Annotated in this window: 15 protein-coding genes; 9 read left to right on the plus strand and 6 right to left on the minus strand. The window is 71.8% G+C overall.

All coding sequences use genetic code 11. The features are described from left to right. Positions 1-144: 144 nt before the first annotated feature. Positions 145-609 carry a hypothetical protein gene (locus ACI3KX_RS19510; protein WP_308868952.1) on the plus strand — a complete coding sequence of 155 codons (465 nt, stop codon included), beginning with the start codon at positions 145-147 and terminating at the stop codon, positions 607-609. A gap of 169 nt (positions 610-778) precedes the next feature. Here the strand turns inward: ACI3KX_RS19510 and ACI3KX_RS19515 are convergent, their stop codons facing one another. Continuing rightward, complete coding sequence (locus ACI3KX_RS19515) at positions 779-1,597, minus strand: ABC transporter permease (RefSeq protein WP_363355249.1); 819 nt, start codon at positions 1,595-1,597, stop codon at positions 779-781. Continuing rightward, positions 1,594-3,906, minus strand: coding sequence for an ATP-binding cassette domain-containing protein (locus tag ACI3KX_RS19520; protein WP_404910771.1), 2,313 nt, complete (start codon positions 3,904-3,906; stop codon positions 1,594-1,596). Before ACI3KX_RS19520 ends, ACI3KX_RS19515 begins: the two co-directional genes overlap by 4 nt. A 151-nt stretch (positions 3,907-4,057) precedes the next feature. Here ACI3KX_RS19520 and ACI3KX_RS19525 point away from each other — a divergent pair, with 151 nt between their 5' ends. The 7 genes from ACI3KX_RS19525 to ACI3KX_RS19555 all read left to right on the plus strand — a co-directional run bounded on the left by ACI3KX_RS19525 (position 4,058) and on the right by ACI3KX_RS19555 (position 11,458). Continuing rightward, positions 4,058-5,131, plus strand: a complete 1,074-nt coding sequence (locus ACI3KX_RS19525) for an enoyl-CoA hydratase/isomerase family protein (protein WP_404910772.1) — start codon at positions 4,058-4,060, stop codon at positions 5,129-5,131. Between the two features lie 25 nt (positions 5,132-5,156). After that, positions 5,157-5,999: an LssY C-terminal domain-containing protein gene (locus ACI3KX_RS19530; protein WP_363355244.1), complete on the plus strand. Its 843-nt coding sequence runs from the start codon at positions 5,157-5,159 to the stop codon at positions 5,997-5,999. Continuing rightward, positions 5,996-6,544 carry a hypothetical protein gene (locus tag ACI3KX_RS19535; RefSeq protein WP_349425446.1) on the plus strand — a complete coding sequence of 183 codons (549 nt, stop codon included), beginning with the start codon at positions 5,996-5,998 and terminating at the stop codon, positions 6,542-6,544. Before ACI3KX_RS19530 ends, ACI3KX_RS19535 begins: the two co-directional genes overlap by 4 nt. Before the next feature lie 130 nt (positions 6,545-6,674). Next, positions 6,675-7,601, plus strand: coding sequence for a DnaJ domain-containing protein (locus ACI3KX_RS19540; protein ID WP_363355242.1), 927 nt, complete (start codon positions 6,675-6,677; stop codon positions 7,599-7,601). 197 nt (positions 7,602-7,798) lie between these two features. Next, the gene (locus ACI3KX_RS19545) at positions 7,799-8,773 is read left to right on the plus strand and encodes an ABC transporter permease subunit (protein ID WP_349425444.1); all 975 of its coding nucleotides are present in this window, start codon (positions 7,799-7,801) and stop codon (positions 8,771-8,773) included. Beyond that, a complete protein-coding gene (locus tag ACI3KX_RS19550) occupies positions 8,770-9,762 on the plus strand; it encodes a carbohydrate ABC transporter permease (RefSeq protein ID WP_404910773.1) in 993 nt (330 codons plus the stop codon). The genes ACI3KX_RS19545 and ACI3KX_RS19550 overlap by 4 nt, the downstream gene beginning before the upstream one ends. 61 nt (positions 9,763-9,823) lie before the next feature. Next, the gene (locus ACI3KX_RS19555; protein WP_363355237.1) at positions 9,824-11,458 is read left to right on the plus strand and encodes an ABC transporter substrate-binding protein; all 1,635 of its coding nucleotides are present in this window, start codon (positions 9,824-9,826) and stop codon (positions 11,456-11,458) included. A gap of 67 nt (positions 11,459-11,525) precedes the next feature. Here ACI3KX_RS19555 and ACI3KX_RS19560 read toward each other — a convergent pair whose 3' ends face one another. Genes ACI3KX_RS19560 through ACI3KX_RS19575 form a run of 4 tightly spaced genes read right to left on the minus strand, consistent with a single transcriptional unit; the run spans position 11,526 to position 17,238 of the window. Continuing rightward, positions 11,526-12,614 (minus strand): mandelate racemase/muconate lactonizing enzyme family protein, encoded by a 1,089-nt coding sequence (locus ACI3KX_RS19560; RefSeq protein WP_404910774.1) that lies wholly within the window; start codon positions 12,612-12,614, stop codon positions 11,526-11,528. Positions 12,615-12,650: 36 nt separating this feature from the next. Then, on the minus strand, positions 12,651-13,817 hold the full coding sequence (locus ACI3KX_RS19565) for an ROK family transcriptional regulator (protein WP_363355233.1): 1,167 nt from the start codon (positions 13,815-13,817) through the stop codon (positions 12,651-12,653). 42 nt (positions 13,818-13,859) lie between these two features. Beyond that, positions 13,860-14,837: an acetylxylan esterase gene (locus ACI3KX_RS19570; RefSeq protein WP_404910775.1), complete on the minus strand. Its 978-nt coding sequence runs from the start codon at positions 14,835-14,837 to the stop codon at positions 13,860-13,862. Further along, positions 14,827-17,238 (minus strand): glycosyl hydrolase family 95 catalytic domain-containing protein, encoded by a 2,412-nt coding sequence (locus ACI3KX_RS19575; protein ID WP_404910776.1) that lies wholly within the window; start codon positions 17,236-17,238, stop codon positions 14,827-14,829. Before ACI3KX_RS19575 ends, ACI3KX_RS19570 begins: the two co-directional genes overlap by 11 nt. A 136-nt stretch (positions 17,239-17,374) precedes the next feature. Here ACI3KX_RS19575 and ACI3KX_RS19580 point away from each other — a divergent pair, with 136 nt between their 5' ends. After that, positions 17,375-19,600 (plus strand): alpha-galactosidase, encoded by a 2,226-nt coding sequence (locus tag ACI3KX_RS19580; protein ID WP_404910777.1) that lies wholly within the window; start codon positions 17,375-17,377, stop codon positions 19,598-19,600. Positions 19,601-19,811 lie beyond the last annotated feature (211 nt).

Here is a 19,811-nt window from a genome sequence, read left to right on the forward strand (position 1 = left end):
GCTGCGGGGGGCGCGGTGACGGAGGGGGACACGACGGTCACCGATCCAGTCTTGCACCGAGCGGAGACGTCGGGGTCGCGGATCGTTGCCCTCCCGTAAGCAAATGAGCCCGGTTCCCGGGTGACCCGCTGGCAGACTAGTCGCATGGTGACGCTGCTGCTCGACTCGACGCAGCTCGAAGTGGTGCTGTCGGTGTCGGAGCGCGCGCTGTCATTCCGCAAGGGGAACGTCGTCATCGAACGGTCCACGATCACCAAGGTGCAGCTCACCGATGACGCCTGGACCTGGCTGCGCGGCGTCCCCAGCCCGGGCACGCACCTGCGCGGCGTCATCGCGATGGGGACGTGGCGCTCGGCGGGCGGCGACGACTTCGCCGTGATCCGCCGTCGTCGGCCCAGCGTCGTGATCGACCTCGAGGGCCACCCCGAGTTCCAGCGGATCATCCTGACGACCCGCCACGGCCTCGCGCTCGTGCAGGCGCTGCGTGTCGAGGTCGCCGCGGAGGCCGCCGACGTCGCCGAGATCGCGGCCGAGACGGGCACCATTCCCGTCGTGCCCGAGAAGAAGCCGCGCAAGCGCAAGACTCCCGCGCCCGCTCCCGCCGTCTGAAACCCCCGTGGCCCGCGTGTGCGGTCCGGGTTTCGCCGTTTCGGGATGCCGCGATCCTGCGTTTCCTGGACCCCTGGCGTTGCTCAGACCGCCGTCGGGCCGTGCGCGGTCCGGGTTTCGCAGGTTGGGGGCGGCCGGAAGCTGCGTTTCCTGGACCGGAGCGGCTGCGTCAGCTGACGTCGCGGCGCCAGCTCACCAGGTGGCCGACCACGACGAACACCGCCGCGTAGCCGAGCAGGATGAGGCCGCCCACCCACCACTCGAGCGGCTCCGTCGAGCCCTGCGGCATGCTCGCCGACAGCACGCTCGCTCCCACGAGGGCGTCGCTGGCGGCGCCGGGGAGGAACCGCGTGAAGTCCGACAGGCCGTCGACGAACGCCGCGGCGGTGCGGCCGATGGGCTCGACGAACTGCGTGAAGACCAGCACGCCGACGATGGCCCCGACCTGGTTGCGCACCAGGGCGCCGACCCCGACGCCGATGAGGGTCCAGAGCACGTAGGCGAGCAGCATCCGTCCGAGCATCGTCCAGGTGTCGAGCGATGTGATCTCGGTCTCGAGCCCGAAGCCGGCGAGGAAGGCGGCCGACGTGCCCAGCGCCGCCGCGATGCCGATGACGCCGAGCACCACGCCGATGAGGACGCCGACGGCGAGCTTCGCGGCGAGCACCCGGCCGCGGCGCGGCGTCGCGAGGAACGTCGGGGTCAGGGTCTTGTGCCGGAACTCCGCGGTCACCATGAGCGTGCCCACGAGGAGGGGGAAGACATACCCGACCGCGGTGGCCGTGCTGTAGAGGGTCGCGGCCAGGCCCTCTTCGGGGAGCGGTGGCGCGTCGCCCGGGAGCGCGCCCGTCGCCGCAGCGGCGAACACGAAGCCGAGGGCGGCCGCGGTGAAGGCGACGTAGGCGAAGAGGACGACGGCGAGGATCCACCAGACGCTGGTCGAGAAGAGCTTCGTCGTCTCGGCGCGCGTCGCTGCGGTCAGGCTCATCGGTCGCCCCCTTCCTGGTCGACGGACTCGCGGTCGTCGGCGGCCACGCGCTCTTCGTCACCATCGGAGGGGACGGATGCCTCGTCCGGCGTCGGCGGGACCGGCTCGGCCGTGTCGTCGGTCGCGGTCTCGGGGACCTCGGTCGCGGTCTCGGTCGCGGTGTCGGGGACCTCGGTCGCGGGGACTGCGTCGTCGTACGCGTCCTCGAAGGCGGCGGCCTCCGGCGGGATCCAGGGCTCGGGATCCGGCCCGGGACCCGGGTCTTCCGTCGCGGCGGGCTGGTCTTCGGGTGCGGCGTCGGGATCGCGGGCGTCCTCGGGATGGGACTCGGAGGTCGCGGAGGGCGGGTCGGTGTCGACGCCGGGTTCGGCGTCGCCGGTGTGCTCGGGATCCGCGCCGGGAGTGGGGCCGGGGTCGGCCGGGTCGGTGTCGGCCCCGGGATCGGCGTCACCGGCGGGCTGCGCTTCGGCATCCGCGTCGGGGTCGGATGCCGCATCCGCCTCGCCGCCGGGAACGGCGCGTGGATTGCCGTCGGCGTCGAACGCCGCGAAGAAGGCGTCGGCCTCGAAATCGGAATCCGTCTTGACGTAGTGCTCCCACGGACGGTCGTCGTCCGCGTCGGCGGGCTCGGGGGTCGAGAGCTCGTCGTCGATCTCGCCGAGGGCCTCCACGTCGGGATCCGCGTCCTCCGGCGCCCACGGATCGTCGGCGGGGTATCCGCCGGACTCCTCGGGGATCGCTGCCCGCGCCGACGGCTCCTCGGCCGCGGGCTCTGCGGCGGCGTGCTCGGCGTCGTCCTGTTCGGCGTCCTGTTCGGCGTCCTGCTGCTCGGCGGATGCCGGCGCGGGCTGGGCCGCGTTCTGCGCGGCGGCGGGAACGATGTCGATCACCCCGGTGCCGGCGACCGAGTACAACGACGCCGCGGACGCCGTCAGCGGTGGCTCGGCAGCAGCGGGCAGGTCTTCGCCACCGGCACCCGCGTCGTGCGCGCTCTCGGCGGAATCGGCATCGGCCGGTGCGTGGCCACGCTCCGCGAAGGGCTCCTCGTCGCGCGCCTCGCGGGATTCGCCGGCCCACGCGGCGCCGGCGGCCGCGGCCAGAGCGGCGGCCGCACCGGGGGCTCCCGTCGCCTCGGCATCGAGCGCCGCGGCGCTGAGCGCCGACTCCTCGGCCTCATCCGTCTCCGAACCGCCGTCCTCGTCGGAGGCCGGCGCAGCGGCCGGCTCCACCGGGGCTGCGTCCGCCGGGACCGCGTCCACGGCGGTCGCTTCGACCGATTCCGCGGAGGCCGCAGCGTCCGGCTCCGCGGAGGCCGCAGCCGCGGCGACACCGATGACCCCGGCCGCGCCGGCTGCGGCATCCGTTCCCTGCACCGGCGAGAGCGAGCCGACGGCGCCGGCCGCGCTGGCGTGCACGCGGGCGCCGTTCACGAGGTCGAGGAAGACCTCCTCGAGCGCCGGTCCGCGCCGGTGCAGCGACGACAGCGCCACGCCGCCCGCCGCGGCGGCCGCACCCACGGCGGCCGGGTCGACGCCGCGCACGGTCAGGCCCGAGCGGAGCACTTCGAACGGCACGCCCGCCGCCCGCAGGGCACCCATGAGCGCCGCGCGGTCGGGGGCATCGACGACCGTGGCGTGCTCGTCGGGGTCGGTGAGCTCGTCGATGGAGCCCTGGAACACCAGGCGCCCGCGCGAGATGATCAGCAGCGCGTCGACGGTCTGCTGCACCTCGGCGAGCAGGTGCGACGACACGAGCACCGTGCGGCCCTCGGCCGCGAGCTGGCGGAGGAAGCCGCGCATCCAGCGGATCCCCTCGGGATCGAGGCCGTTCGCCGGCTCGTCGAGCACGAGCACGCCCGGGTCGCCCAGCAGCGCGTAGGCGAGGCCCAGGCGCTGGCGCATGCCGAGTGAGAATCCGCCGACCTTGCGGCCCGCGGCATCCGTCAATCCCACGAGGTCCAGCACCTCGCCGACGCGCGTCTTCGCGATGCCCGCGGCCTGCGCGTAGATGGTGAGGTGCGCCGCCGCCGTGCGACCGGGGTGGAAGCTGGATGCCTCGAGCACGGCGCCGACGGTCTGCAGCGGCTGGTCGAGCTCGGCGTAGCGCTTGCCGCCGATCGTCGCGTGGCCGTCCGTGGCGCGGACGAGGCCCAAGAGGATCCGCAGCGTGGTGGTCTTGCCGGCGCCGTTCGGGCCGAGGAATCCGGTCACCTGCCCGGGCTCGACGCGGGCGGTGAGCCCGGAGACGGCCGTGACGGCGCCGAAGCGCTTGGTGACACCTGAGAACTCCAGCGACTGGCCGTGGGGCATGCCGAACCCTTCCCGTGGACGTGAGCGAGACACCCCGCGGGGCACAGGTCGGGGCCGCTTCATTGCGGATTCCTTGCGGAACCGAGTCCCATCCTGGCGGAAATCCCGCTCCAGCGTGGGAGAACTTCACCCGGCCGGTAACGTTGCGCTCGTGACCGACCTCGCCACCGACGCCGCAGAGCCCACCGTCCTCGCGAGGGCGAGCGGCGGCCTCGGGCGCCTGACCCTGAACCGTCCGCGGGCGATCAACGCCCTCGACCTCGGCATGGTCCGACGGCTGCACGAGGTCCTCGACGCATGGGAGCACGACACCGAGGTCGACGTCGTGCTGCTCGACGGCGCGGGCGAGCGTGGACTCTGCGCCGGCGGCGACGTGCGCGGGCTCGCCGAGCAGGTCACGAGCGGCCGCGCCGAGGACGCCGGGGTGTTCTTCCGCGACGAGTACGCGATCAACGCCCGCATCGCCGAGTACCCGAAGCCCTTCATCGCGTTCGCGGACGGAATCACGATGGGCGGAGGCATCGGCGTCGCCGGGCACGCGGCGATCCGCATCGTGACCGAGCGGTCGCAGCTGGCGATGCCCGAGACGCGCATCGGCTTCACCCCCGACGTCGGCGGCACGTGGCTGCTGGCCCACGCGCCGGGCCGCCTGGGGGAGTACCTCGGACTCACCGGCGCCGTGATGGATGCCTCGGACGCGATCTACGCCGGATTCGCCGACCACTTCGTGCCCCACGAGAATCTCGACGCGGTCCGCGATGCGCTCGAGACGCGCGCAGATCCCTCCACGCCGACCGAGCTGGTGCTGCTCTTCGACGAGACACCGGTGCGATCGAAGCTCGAGGCGGCACGCGCGTGGATCGACGACGCCTTCGCCGCCGACACCGTGCCCGAGATCGTCGAGCGGCTGCGCGCGCGCCCCGAGCCCGAGGCATCCGCCACCGCCGATCTGCTCGGCGAGCTCTCGCCGACCGGGCTCGCGGTGACGCTGGCGGCCGTGCGCCGCGCGCGCGAGCTGCCGGGACTGCGCGACGCGCTCGACCAGGAGTACGGGCTCGTGATGTGGTTCGCCACGACCCAGCCCGACCTCGCGGAGGGCATCCGGGCGCAGGTCATCGACAAGGACCGCTCGCCGCGCTGGCAGCCGGCGACGCTCGCCGACCTGCCGCCGGACGTCGGCGTGACGGCGCTGGCCCACCGACCCGACATCCCGCTCTGGGGCTGACACAGGTCGGCGGACAGGAGGGATCATGGCAACCCGGCGCCGCGCGTACTCGATCGGTGTGGCGATCGACTGGTTCTTCTTCGTCTTCGCCGGGCTGGCGGCACTGTGGCTGGCCTACCTCAGCTTCACCGAGACGTTCCACGTCGGCTGGTGGGGCATCCCGTTCTTCCTGGCGTTCTGGCTGCTGCTCGCCTACCTCGTGCTGCCCCGCCTGCACCGCATCCTCACCACCATCTACGTGCCCGAGTACTTCATCGGACGCACCCGGACCAGCGACGGGCTCCTCGGCGATCCGGTGAACCTGGCGTTCCAGGGCACCGGCGAGCAGATCCGCGCCGCGCTCGAGGCCGCCGGCTGGACGCGTGCAGAGCCCGTCACCCTCGGGTCTTCATGGCGCATCGTCGCGTCGACGCTCACGCGGCGCAGCTACGACGAGGCGCCGGTGAGCCCGCTGTTCCTCTTCGGCCGCCAGCAGGACTTCGCGTACCAGCAGGAGGTCGACGGCAATCCCGCGCAACGTCACCATGTGCGGTTCTGGCGCTGCCCCGATGACTGGCTGCTGCCAGGCGGGCGCCGGGTCGAGTGGCTCGCCGCGGGCACCTTCGACACGCGGGTGGGCCTGTCGCTGTTCACGCTGCAGGTCACGCACAAGATCGACGCCGACACCGATGTCGAGCGCGACCACATCGTCCGGACGGTGACGGATGCCGATGCCCGCGTCGCTGTCGACGTCATCGCCGACTTCGCCACCGGCTACCACGCGCGCAACGGAGGCGGCGACAGCATCCGCACCGACGGCGACCTGCCCATCGTCGACGTGCGCGCGGTCGAGCCGCGCGTCGGCGCGTCCGGGGAGGTGGCGGCGTGAGCGCAGAGACGCCTGCTCCCCAGAAACGACCCGCGTTCGAGCCCGCCGCGCGACTGCTGAAGCCGCCGCAGTACGACCCGCACATGAAGCGGCCCATCTCCACGACGGCCGGCGCCGCGCTGATCCTGCTGCGCGTCCTCGCCGGTGTGGCCGTGCTCGTCGGCATCGCGGCCGGGTGGGACGAGATCCTCGCCGATCCCGACTCCGTGCTCGAGGGGTTCGACCCGAGCCCGGAGGGGACGCAGGCGGCGCTGTGGCTCGTGCTGGGCACGGGCGCGGTGGTGCTGCTGCTCGACCTCGCGCTGGCATTCCTCGTATACCGGGGCATCAACTGGGCGCGCGTAGTCGTGATGCTCATCTCGGTGCTCTCGATCAGCACATCCTTCACCGCGTGGTGGGCGCAGGGCCAGGAGATCGAGATCGACGGGACGTACGTGTCGCTGAGCCTCGACATCCTGGTCCTGCTCGCCCTGTCCAGCCGCAGCGCCGCCGCCTACGCTCGGCGGAACGAGCGCCGCGACGCGCCCGACGATCGGACGCGATGAGCGCCGCGACGCGCCCGACGATCGGACGCGATGAGCGCCGCGACGCGCCCGACGGCCCGGGGGTGACGTAGCCTGATCTGCGGTGTTCCGCGCGGCCGGTCCGTGCGGCAGCGGCTCGTGGGGAGGGTGCGTGTTCGACAGTCCGCTCTCGGCGTCGGCCTACGAGGTGCTCGCGGTCGACCCCGGTGTCGACGACGAGACGCTGCGCAAGGCCTATCGCCTGCGGCTGCGGCAGACCCACCCCGACACCGGCGGCGACGCCGCCGTGTTCATCCAGGTGCAGCGCGCGTGGGAGCTCGTCGGCACACCGGACGCCCGCGCGGCGTACGACCGCGGCCACGGGTTCGGCGAGGCGGCGGCCCCCGAGTGGTCGGGCTGGCGGCCGCCGGCGGCCCGCACCGACACCCGTCCGCGTGCGCGCTCGTACGGGCACCCGGGCGGCTGGCGCCGCGAGCGCTACCTCACGCTCATCCGCGAGTGGGCCGGACGCGGAGTGACGCTCGACGACCCGTACGATCCGGCGCTCGTGCGCTCGGCCCCCGTGGCGTTGCGGCGCCTGCTCGCTGATGCGCTCGCCGAGGAGGCGACGGCCCGCATCGTGGCCGACCTCGGCATGGGTTACACGGTGTGGCACGACGTCGCCGCGGCGGGACGGGATGCCGATCCCGACGCCAAGATCGACCACATCGTGCTCGGCCCGAGCGGCCTGTACGGCATCCTGTCGGAGGACTTCGGCGGACCCGCGCGCCTGCGGCGCGGCGAGTTCATCGGCGACGGCGTCTCGGGCGCACCGCTGGCCGAGCTGCTGGCTCACATGCGGGTCATCTCACGCGGGGCGGGCGTCCGCTTCAGCGGCGCGATCGTGGTGCTGCCCGACGAAGACGTGATCGATCCGATCCAGGAGCTCGGCAAGGTTCGCGGCGTGCGGGTCGCGGTGACGTCGCGCAGTGCGCTGGCGACCGTGCTGCGTCGTGGCATCACCGGCGCGCGCGACATCGGCGGCAACGAGGTCTTCGACATCCGCACCCGGCTGCAGCAGACCGTCCGCTTCGCGTAGCCGCGCGCCCGCGCCTCGTCGACAGCGTGTGCTCTCGCCGCGAGCACACGCCGTTCACGTTCTTGACGTGGGCTCTCGGCGAGAGCGTGCGCTGTCGATGGGGGCGATGCCGAATTGGCAGACATCGGATGATCCAGTAGCGGAATCGCGATCGACAACATAACATTACGTCGTAAAGTAATCCATGGAGGATCCGGATGACGCTCGACGTTGAGCATGTGACACCCGCCACGGCGGTGATCCCGCAGCCGCGAAGGCTGACCACTCGCGCACGGTTCTCCCGGAGCGTGCGGCGGTACTGGCAGCTCTATCTGCTCCTGCTGCTGCCCATCGTGTGGTTCATCGTGTTCCGGTACGTGCCGATGGCGAACGCCGTGATCGCGTTCAAGAACTACAACCCCATCGACGGGGTGTGGGGGAGCCCCTGGGTCGGCTTCGACAACTTCGAGCGGCTGTTCGGCAACCCCGTGTTCCCGCGGCTGGTGGCCAACACGTTCATCCTCGCCGCGTACACCTTGATCGCCAGCCTGCCGCTGCCGATCATCCTGGCGCTCGCGCTGAACGAGGTGCGGCTGCGCTTCTTCAAGCGCACGGTGCAGCTCATGACGTACGCCCCGTACTTCATCTCGACGGTCGTGATCGTGTCCATGACGATCCTGCTGCTGTCGCCTCGCGTCGGCCTGCTGGGGCGCACGTTCAGCTTCTTCGGCGCCGGCCAGGTCGACCTGCTGGCCGACGCCGACTTCTTCCGCCACATCTACGTGGCCACCGACCTGTGGACGACGACGGGGTACTCGGCGGTCATCTACCTCGCGGCGCTCGCGTCCGTGGACGTCTCGCTCTATGAAGCGGCGAAGATCGACGGTGCCTCGCGCCTGCAGAAGATCCGGCACGTCGATCTGCCCGCGCTCATGCCGACGGCGACGATCATCCTCATCCTGGGTGTCGGAAACATCATGGCCATCGGGTTCGAGAAGGCGTTCCTGCTGCAGAACGCGCTCAACCTCTCGACGTCGGAGATCATCCCGACGTACGTGTACAAGACGGGCATCCTCAACGCGAACTTCAGTCTCGGCGCGACGATCGGCCTCTTCAACGCCGTGATCAGCCTGGTGCTGCTGCTCGTCGTCAATGCGGTGTCCAAGCGGGTCACGGGAAGCGGGCTGTGGTGAGCAACGTCATCAGCAAGGAGGCCGTCCTCGCCGAAGAGGCCGCCGTCGGCGCCGTCGCCGCTCGATCCCTCCCCAGCGCCCGGCGCAGACGGTCCGAGCCGCGCGGCGTGAAGATCCGGGAGACCAGGGGCGATCGCGCCTTCGTCGCGGTGGCCTACGTACTGCTCACGATCTTCCTGCTGGTGGTGCTGCTGCCGCTCCTGAACATCGTCGCCAGCTCGCTGTCGAGCCCGCACGCCGTCTCGTCGGGCCAGGTGCTGTTCTGGCCGGTCGACATCACCTTCCGCGGCTATGTCGAGGCGCTCGCGAATCCGGCGATCGTGCGCGGCTTCGCGAACTCGGCCTTCTACACCGTGATCGGCACGCTCATCAGCGTGGCCGGCACGGTCGCGATCGCGTACCCGCTGTCACGCCAGAACCTGTTCGGCCGCAAGGTCATCACCGGCGCCGTCGTCTTCACGATGCTGTTCAGCGGCGGCGTGATCCCGATGTACCTGGTGGTGCAGTCGCTGGGGCTCCTCGACACCCGCTGGTCGATGCTGCTGCCGAACGCGATCGGCGTCTGGCAGGTCATCATCGCGATGGTGTTCTTCCGCGCCTCCATCCCCGACGAGGTCTATGAGGCGGCGCAACTGGACGGCGCCAGCGAGCTGCGGATCCTCTGGTCGATCGTCCTCCCGCTCGCGAAGCCCCTGATCGCCGTCATCGCGCTCATGTACGCGATCATGCAGTGGAACTCGTACTTCGACGCGCTGCTCTACCTCCGCAACGCCGACCTGCAGCCGTTGCAGCTCGTGCTCCGCGGCCTCCTCGTGCTCAACGACGCCGGCGGCGGCGGCGACGTCGGCGAGCAGCTCCGGCGGCGGGAGCTCGCCGATCTGCTCCGCTACTCGACCGTCGTCATCGCGACGGTGCCGATGCTCGTCGTCTACCCGTTCGTCGCCAAGTACTTCAACAAGGGGATCATGGTCGGCGCCGTCAAGGGCTGACCCGCTTCCCCTCACAGACCCACCACCACGCAATATGACCCGGGCAAAGGAGATTCCGGCAATGAGACACAGCTTGATGAGGGGAGCGGTCGCGTCGATCGCGATCGCGGCGACCGCGCTCGCGATGGCGGCGTGCACGCCCTCTGCCGACCAGGACAACGGGAAGCTCGTCGCTTTCGGTCCGCAGGGCGACAACGGCACGCTCAAGGAGAACAGCTTCACCCAGGAGGTCGAGAAGAAGTTCGACATCGACTTCGACTGGCAGACCACCACCTACGACGGCAGCGTCGCGGGCGAGAAGCGGCAGGTCTCGCTCGCCAGCGGCGACTACCCGGACGCGTACTTCCTGGTGCCGTGGGTCGACGCCTTCTCGCGCAGCGAGATCCTGAAGTACGGCCAGCAGGGGGTCCTGCTGCCGCTGGAGGACCTCATCGACGAGTACGCGCCGACGCTCAAGGAGCGCTTCGAGGAGAAGCCGGACTGGAAGGAGTCGGTCACCGCCCCCGACGGGCACATCTACGCGATCACCCAGTGGAGCGAGTGCTACCACTGCAGCTTCCCGTCCAAGCTGTGGATGAACACGACGTGGTTGGAGAAGCTGGGCCTCGAGCAGCCGACGACCACCGAGGAGCTGCGGACGGTGCTGCGGGCGTTCAAGAACGACGACCCCAACGGCAACGGCGTGCAGGACGAGGTGCCGCTGAGCGGGTCGGCGACGCAGCCGATCGTCAACTACCTCATGAACGCGTTCGCCTACGCGCCGGTCGCGGGGCCGTCCAGCCCGCCTCCGATGGTGATGGACGACGGTGAGGTGCAGCTCGCCGCCGCATCGGACGAGTGGCGTGCGGGCCTCGCGTACATCAATTCCCTCGCGTCGGAGGGGCTGCTCGACACCGCGGCGTTCACCCAGAACGGCGACGGGCTCAAGGCGCTCGGCGACAACTCCGGCACCGAGATCCTCGGTTCCGCGGTCGATCTGCATCCGTACGACTTCGTGACGCCCGAGTCTCCGGACGGCCGTGACAAGAACTACGACGCGGTCGCTCCTGTCGCCGGCCCCGACGGGACGCAGCTGGCGACGTGGCGGTCGCCCGTGAACCCGGTGGGCATCTTCGCCCTCACCAACAAGTCGACCGAGGACGAGCGCATCAAGGCGATCAAGGTCATCGACTACCTCGTGACTGACGAAGGCGACAAGCGGGGCGCGATGGGTCCGGAGGGCGAGGCGTGGGTGCCGGCGGAAGAGGGCGACGTGGCGCTCGACCCGGAGCTGGAGCCCTCCTTCAAGCCGCTCACCTACGACGAGACCTCGAACGCCGCCTGGCGCTCGATGGCGCAGTACTGGGACTCGCTGGAGTACCGCAACTCGCAGGTCGTCCCCGAGGACGTCTACTCGCCGGACGGCTACGAGCGGCGCCTGCTCATCGCGTCGAAGGAGTACGAGCCCTACATGCCCGACGAGAGCATCCTGTTCCCGGCCGAGAGGCTGTGGCCCGACGCCGACACGTCGGCAGAGCTCGCCGATCTGCAGACGAACATCGCCAACTACGTCACGCAGGCGCAGGCGGAGTTCGTCACCGGCCAGCGGGACATCAACGACGACGGCGCCTGGCAGGCGTACCTCGACGACCTGGACGGTCTCGGTCTCGCGCAGTTCCTGCAGATGGAGCAGGACCTGTACGACGCGCTGAAGTAGGACGCAGTACCCACGACGATGCCCGGCGGTCGCGAGACCGCCGGGCACCGTCGTGTCGCGGCTCGGGCTAGAGCACGCGCAGGTTCTCGAGCGCGTCGTCGTCCCATGAGATGCCGATGCCGGGCTCGTCGGGGGCGGTCGTGCGACCGCCGGTCACCGCGAGGTCGGCGGTCGTGACGGCGCGCAGCTGCGGGATGTACTCGACGATGCGACCGTTGGGCACCGCGGCGACGAGGCTGACGTGCAGCTCCATGAGGAAGTGGGGGCACACCGGCACGTTGAACGCCTCGGCGAGGTGCGCGATCTTCAGCCACGGCGTGATGCCGCCGACACGCGCGACGTCCGGCTGGACGATGGTGGCGGCATCGCGTGCGAGGTACTCCTTGAACTGCCCGACGGAGTACAGCGACTCGCCGACCGCGATGGGGATGGATGTCGATTCCACGAGGCGGGCGTGCGCCGACACGTCGTCGGCGGGCAGCGGCTCTTCGAGCCAGGAGATCCCGGACGGCTCGATCGCGCGGGCGAGAGCGCGCGCATCGGCGAGGGTGAGCCCCTGGTTCGCGTCGACCATGAGCGGGTAGCCCGGGCCGACGGCCGCACGCACGGCGGCGAGGCGCTCGACGTCGCGGCGCGGGTCGGGCGAGCCGACCTTGAGCTTGGAGCCATGCCAGCCGCCGTCGCGTGCGGCGACGGTGTTGGCGACGAGGGTGTCGGCGTCGATGTGCAGCCAGCCTCCCTCGGTGTCGTAGAGCCGCACCTCCGGATCGCTGCCCCCGACGGCACGCCAGAGCGGCTCTCCATTGCGCCGGCATCCGGCATCCCACACCGCCGTGTCGATCGCCGCGAGCGCGAGCGAGGTGATGGCGCCCACCGTGGTGGCGCGGGTCTGCGAGAACGCATGCCGCCAGATCGCCTCGGGGCGGCGCACGTCCTGCCCGATGATCGCGGGCAACAGGTGGTCCCGCAGCATCGACAGCACGGCGCGGCCGCCGGTGCCGATCGTGTATGAGTAGCCGCGGCCGGGCGTGCCGTCGTCGGTCTCGAGGTCGACGAGGATCGTCTCCTGCTTCACGAACGACTGCACCGCGTCGGTGCGGACGGTCTCGACGGGGATGTCGACGAGCATGGCGCGAGCGCGCGTGATGACGGGCATGGCTTCTCCGGGAAGGACGGATGCCGCGGCGCGGCGTCAGCGGACGAGCGACTGGATGGCGGCCGCAGCGGCGCCGCGGGCCCAGTCCTGGAAGGTGTGCGGCCGCGTCACGATGCGGCAGCGGGCGGCGGCACCGAACGCGTGGGCGTCGAAGGCGTCACGCAGGTTCTTCTCGAAGAGGTCGAAGTTCGACACTCCCTCGCCGCCGATGATGACGAGTTCGGGGCCGGCGAGGTTGACCAGCGTGGCGATCGCGGTGCCGATGAGACTGGCTGCCTCGCGGAACGCGGCCTCGGCGGCCGGGTCGCCCGCGTGCGCGAGGCGGACCGCCTCCTCGATGTCGACGTCGCGGCCGAGCGCGGCCGACACGGTGGCCGCGATCGCGGCCGTGGAGGCCACGGCCTCGACGCAGCCGCGGCGTCCGCACGAGCAGATGCGCGCGGGGTCGGCGAGCGGCAGGTGGCCGATCTCGCCGGACACCCCGAACGCGCCGGTGACGACCTGCCCGTTCAGGTGCAGGCCGCTGCCGATGCCGCGGCCGATGGTGACGATCGCGAACGACTCCATGCCGAGGCCGACGCCGAACCAGTGCTCGCCGACGGTGAGGGCGTGAACGTCGTTCTCCAGTGTCACGGGCCGGCCGAGCCGCTCCTGCAGCAGCCCGCCGAAGTCGACGTCCGCCCACCCCATGATCGCCGACTCCCGGACGACGCCGGTGGAGGTGTCGACGTCGCCCGACACCGAGACGCCGACGCCGGCGATGGCATCGCGCTTGTCGCCGAGGCGGTCTTCGAGACGGCGCACCACTTCGATGATCGCCTCCGCCGCCGACCCCGGATCGTGCGCGGCCAGCGGCCGGGTCTCGGCGGCGAGCACCGTCGTGGCGAGATCGGTGGCTACGCCGATCACCTCGTCGACGTTGACCTTGATGCCCAGCAGCACCATCGCATCGGGGACGATCGACACCGGCGCTGCGGGGCGACCGGGGTTTCCGTCGCGGTGGGTCGCGGGCGGGGCGTCGACGAGACCGGCGGCGACGAGAGGCGAGACCGCCTTGGTGACGGCGGCCTGCGACAGCCCGGTCTGGCGGGCGATGTCGATGCGGCTGATGGGGCTGCGGGTCAGGATGGTGGCGAACACCCTCGAGCCTGCTTCCGACGCCGAACGGATGAGCGTCGTGCGCGCAGCGGTGTCGTGATCCATCGGTTCCTTCGGTCTCAGTCGATACGGTAGCGAGTCCGCGGGTCAGGCGCTGGGGTGACCGGCGGTGCGTCGGAGCGGTGCCAGGTGCGCGGCGGCGAACTCGAGCGCGTTCTCCTCGTCGAGGTCGCCGCCCGCTTCGTGGCCGTTGTACGGCCACAGCACCACCTGCTTGGGTCCGGCGTAGGCCGTGAAAGCGGGGAGCACGGATGCCGGGGGCGCGATGCCGTCGCGGAGCCCGGTGCTCAGCAGGGCCGGCGCGGTGGCGCGCGTGGCGTGGTTCACGCCGTCGAAGTACCGCAGGGTGTCGAGGGCGGTGGCCGTGTCGAGGCGCCGGTCGGCGAAGTGCTGGGTCAGCAGGGCGTACGGGTGCTCGACGCTGAGCCGGGCCGCGCGATTCAGCTCGCACAGGAACGGCGCCTGGACGATCGCGACCGCGAGGTCGGGCACCAGCCCCGCGATCGCCAGCGCGATCCCGCCGCCCTGGCTCGCGCCGACGGCTCCGACGCGGGCCTCATCGACGATGTCGAGAGACCTCAGCGCCTCGACGGCCCGCACGGCGTCGGCGTACACCCGCCGGTAGTAGTACTCGTAGGGCGAGCGGATGCCGCGGGTGAGGAACCCGCCGGCGGAGGGTCCGCCGTCCGGGTGGTCGTCGTCGGTGTCGCCGTGGCCCTGGCCGCGGGCATCCACCACGAGGTGCGCGTAGCCGGCGGCCGCCCAGCGCAGGTCGCGCAGCGCGTGGCCGCGGCCGTTGCCGTAGCCGAAGAACTGCACGAGGCCGGGCAGCGGCGCCGTCGCGCCGTGCGGGACGCGCAGCCAGGCGTGGATCCGTGTGCCCCCGAAGCCGCGGAATGTGACGTCGAACACGTCGATGACTGCGAGGCCGGTATCCCGCGGCTCGACGGTGACGTCGAGCGGGTGGCGCCGCGTCTCGCCGAGGGTGTCGGCCCAGAACCGGTCGAAGTCCGGCGGCTCGGTCTGGGTGGTGGGCTCGTCGACGAGGGTGAGCTCACCGCGCACGGAGCACCCCGATCGCGAGGCCGGCGGCGTCGGTGAGCGCGTCCACCGGCACGTCGACGGTCCCGTCGGCGGGTACCCGGACCACCGCGCGGCCGCCCGCGCAGTCGACGATCACGTCGCGCTCGCCCCCGCGGATGCTGCGCAGCGTCGCCGACGCCAGCGCGCCATCGCGCCACGCCAGGTCGACCACGAGGCCGGTTCGTGCGCCGAGTCCCTGCGCGTCGCCGTCGGTCCACGTGGACGGCAGGGCGGGCAGCAGCCGCACGACGCCGTCATGGCTCTGCACCAGCATCTCGGCGATGCCGGCCGGGAAGCCGAGATTGCCGTCGATCTGGAACGGGGGATGGGTGCTGAAGAGGTTGGGCAGCAGGCCGCCCCACTCCGACCCGTCCACGGGTCCGTGGCGGGTCGCGTCGCCGTCGAACGGCGCGAGCGCCTCGTCCAGGAGCGCCGCGGCGGCATCGCCGTCGCCGATGCGGGCGCGCAGCGCGATCTTCCACGCCCACGACCAGCCCATCGCTCCGGAGCCGCGCGCGTGGAGCAGGCGGACGCCGGCCTCGAAGAGCTCGGGATCGCGGTCGGGCGTGAGGGTGTCGAGCGGATACATGCCGACGAGGGGCGACAGGTGCCGGTGCAGCGGTTCGACCTCGACCACCTCGGCCGACCACTCGCTCAGCCGGCCGTCGGAGCGGATCCCCACCGGGGCGAGCGCGGCCAGCGCGCGATCGATCTCGGCCGTGAGCGGGTCGTCGTCGGCACCGAGCGCATCGATGGCCGTGAGGGCGCGTTCGAAGAGCGCCTGGATGAGGAAGACATCGGATGCCGCCGTCAGCCCGATCGCGGTGGACCCGCCGTCGGGTCCGATGAAGGAGTTCTCGGGCGCCGTCGACGGCGAGGTGCGCAGCATCCCGTCGGGACCGGGCACCAGCCAGTCGAGGCAGAACTCGACCGCGCCGCGCATGACCGGCCAGATGCGGGAGCGAAGCAGCTCGAGGTCTCCGCCGAACTCGTACGCGTCCCACAGGTTGTGGGTGAGCCACACGCCGCCCATCATCCAGATCGCCCAGCTGGGCGCACCGTGGCCGCCGCCGACCGGAAGGCTCCAGCCCCACACGTCCGAGTTGTGGTGCGCCACCCAGCCGCGGGCGCCGTACAGCTCGCGCGCGACGTCGGCACCGGTGCGGGCGAGACGCTCGACCAGCGCGAGCAGCGGCTCGGACGCGTCGTCGAGGCCGAGCACGGGCGCTGCCCAGTAGTTCATCTGCGTATTGATGTTGATCGTGTAATTGGACGACCACGCAGGACGCAGCTGGTCGTTCCAGATGCCCTGCAGGTTCGCGGGCGGCCCACCCGCCCGGGACGACGAGGCGAGCAGATACGCGCCGAACTCGGCGGCGATCGTCGCCTTCAGCTGCGCGTCGCCGGTGTGGAGGATGTCGCGGTCGATGTCCCACGTGCCTTCCCGTCGACCGCCGATCGCGAACCGTGCCCGAGCGTGGCGCCGACGATCGGCGATGTGCTCGGCGAGCAGCGCGGACGGTGCGCGGTGTGCCGCGGCATCCGCGCGCTGTATGGCACGGTCCCGGACCGCCTCGCGGGAGGCGGTCCGCCACTCCCCGTCCGCGTCGGCCCACCAAAACTCGGCGCGGGACGATGTGGAGAGGGCGATCAGCAGCCGGCGAGCCCCGTGGACGGCCGCGCGTGCAGGCGCGGCATCCACGAAACCGTCGGTGTCCAGCGCGACCGCGACGGCCGCGAAGGCGTCGAAGTCGGTGTCGGCCTCGGCGTACCGCAGGGGCGGCTCGACCGAGGTCTCGTGCAGGGGTGCCCCGTCGACCGGGATCTCGATGTCGAGACCGAGACCGTTCGCGGTGCCGCGGAGGGGTGTCGATAGCGAGAGGGATGCCGCGAACTCGACGTCCGCGGTGAGCTCGACGATCAGCGCCTGTGCGGGCGCCGACACCCAGGAGCGCCGGCGGACGGTGCCGCCGGGAACCTGCAGTGTCTCGGTCAGCACGGCTTCGTCGAGGTCGAGGATGCGCGCCGGGGTCACGGCGGTCGCGCCGGCGACCTCGACCGCGAGGTCGCCGAGCGGGAGGAACTCCTGCGAGTAGGGGCCTTCGAACGACATGAGCAGGGCTTCGGCGGTGCGGACGTCGCCGGCGTCGAGTGCCGCGCGGATCTCCGCGAGCCGCTCGGGTCCGGCGCCGCCGGCGAGCACGTCGCGCAGCGCCGCGGGTGGGCCGTCGGGGGTACCCGACCAGACGGTGGCGTCGTTGAGCGCGTACCGCCCGGTCGCGCCACCGAAGACCATGGCGCCGATACGGCCGTTACCCAGAGGTGCGGCCTCCTCCCACCGATCGGCGGGGGCGCTCCACGACAGTCGCAGGGTGTCGCTCATCTCGATCCTCGGTCGTCGGTGTCCGAGATCGCGAGTGTCCGTGGCGACCTCGCCTGCAGACCTCGGATCTTTGCTTGCGACGCCAGCGTAAACGTGATTAATTACCGATGTCAAGAAACTCGATGGAGGAGTTCGAATGGTCAACGGTGAAGGCGCCGTCCAGACGTTGCCGGCCACGGAAGCCGTGCCGGCAGCCGTCCACACGCTGCGAGCGGCAGGGACTGCGCTGGTCGTGGATCTCGCGGGCGCCATGCCCCGCGTGCTGCACTGGGGCGCCGATCTGGGCGCCCTGGACCCGCGGGGGATCGACGCACTGCGCGCGACATCCGTGCCTGCCGTGCTCAACAACTCGCCCGACGTCCCTCGCCTCTTCTCGGTGTGGCCGACGGAGCAGGACGGCTGGGCCGGGACCCCCGCTCAGGCCGGCCACCGCGGCGGCACCGCCACCACCCCGCGCCCGCGGCTCGTGGACGTGGACATCGAACCCGCACGCGACGGCGGCGGACGCATCGCGCTCCGCTTCGACGACGCCGTGGCCGGCACGCGCGCCCGGCTGACCTACCGGCTGGATGCCGCCGGCGTGCTGTCGGTCGACCTGTCGGTGGAGAACCCGGCGGAAGCGGCATCCGCGTATCTGGTCGACGGGCTGCGGGCGCTCGTGCCCGTGCCGGACCGCGCGGGAGAGCTCCTGGACTTCACCGGCAAGTGGTGCCGCGAGCGTGCGCCGCAGCGCCTGCCCTTCTCGTTCGGCACGCACGCCCGCCGCGCGCGCCGCGGAAAGCCCGGCCACGACACACCGTTCCTCCTGGTCGCGGGCACGCCGGCCTTCGGCTTCGCGCACGGCGAGCTGTGGGGCGTTCACCTCGCCTGGAGCGGCGACGGCGAGTACCTCGCCGAGCGGCTTCCCGAGGGCGCCGGGGCGCAGTCCCGCGTCATCGGCGCCGGCGAACTGCTGCGCTCGGGCGAGGTGGTGCTGCAGCCCGGCGAGCGCTACGACGCCCCGACCGTGCTCTTCACGTGGTCGGACCGCGGGCTCGACGGGCTCTCCGCCCGATTCCACCGCCGGCTCCGCGCTCGCCGCGGTCACCCCGGGACGCCCCGCCCGCTGGTGCTCAACACCTGGGAGGCGGTCTACTTCGACCACGATCTCGACCGCCTCGTCGAGATCGCCGACCGCGCCGCCGAGGTCGGCGTCGAGCGGATCGTGCTCGACGACGGGTGGTTCCGCGGGCGCCGGGACGCGAACGCCGGGCTCGGCGACTGGCTCGTCGACGAGGGGGTGTGGCCCGACGGGCTGGGGCCGTTCGTCGACGCCGTGCGCGAGCGCGGCATGCAGTTCGGACTCTGGTTCGAGCCCGAGATGATCAGCCCCGACTCCGACCTCGCCCGGGACCACCCGGAATGGGTGCTCGCCCCCGGCCAGGGCGCCGGAGCCACCGCCCGCAACCAGCACGTCCTCGACATCGCCAATCCCGACGCCTACGCACTGGTGCTCGAGCGCATCAGCGCGCTGGTCGCCGAGCACGACATCGACTACCTCAAGTGGGACCACAACCGCGATCTCGTCGAACCCGTCGCGCGCCGCGACGGCGGCGACCGGCCCCTCGTGCACGAGCAGACGCTCGCCCTGTACCGCCTGCTGGACGAGCTGCGCACCCGCCACCCGCGCCTCGAGATCGAGACGTGCTCGGGCGGAGGCGGCCGCGTCGACCTCGGTATCCTCGACCGCACCGACCGCGTGTGGGCGTCGGACTGCAACGACCCGGTGGAGCGGGCGCGCATCGAGCGCTGGACGCGCCTCCTGGTGCCGCCCGAGCTCATCGGCTCGCACCTCGGCGCCCGCCGCTCCCACACCACCTCGCGCGAGACCGACCTGTCGTTCCGGCTCGCCGTCGCCCTCACCGCGCACGCGGGCATCGAGACCGATCTGACGGTGTCGGGCGCCGAAGACCTGCACACCATCACCGCCTGGGCGGCGCTGTACCGGGAGCTGCGCGAGCTCATCCACACGGGCGACGTCGTGAACGCCGACCTCGCCGACGACGCGACCATGCTCACCGGCATCGTCGCGGCCGGCGGGGAGCGGGCGCTGTTCACCTGGACCCGCCTCGCCACGTCCGCCGACGGGCAGAGCGGCCGGGTGCGCTTCCCCGGGCTCGACGCCGGATCGGTCTATCGCGTGCGGGTGAGGTCGGAGCTCGGCCCGGCCAGCCGCCACGAGGTGTCGGATCCGGACTGGATGCGTCTGGCGCTGGACGGCGGCATCGAGCTGCCCGGGTCGGTGCTCGGCGTCGCCGGCGTGCCGCTTCCCACCCTCAACCCGCAGCAGGCGCTGCTGTTCGATGTCGAGAGGCTCCCATGAGCCGCTGACGTCCGCTCCACCTTCTGGGAACCTGCGCGTACAGCGGCCACTGGGGCCAGGGCACGCGCGCGGGGTTCACCGTCGAACCCACCGCAGAGAGGAAACCATGGACACCTACGATCGCCATGCCCGCCGGCCACGCCGGCTCGCGGCATTCGCCGTCGGCGCGCTGACCCTCGGGCTCGGCGCCACGGCGGCGTATGCGGCACCG

The sequence above is a fragment of the Microbacterium sp. ZW CA_36 genome (assembly GCF_044987475.1).
Taxonomy (GTDB): Bacteria; Actinomycetota; Actinomycetes; order Actinomycetales; family Microbacteriaceae; genus Microbacterium.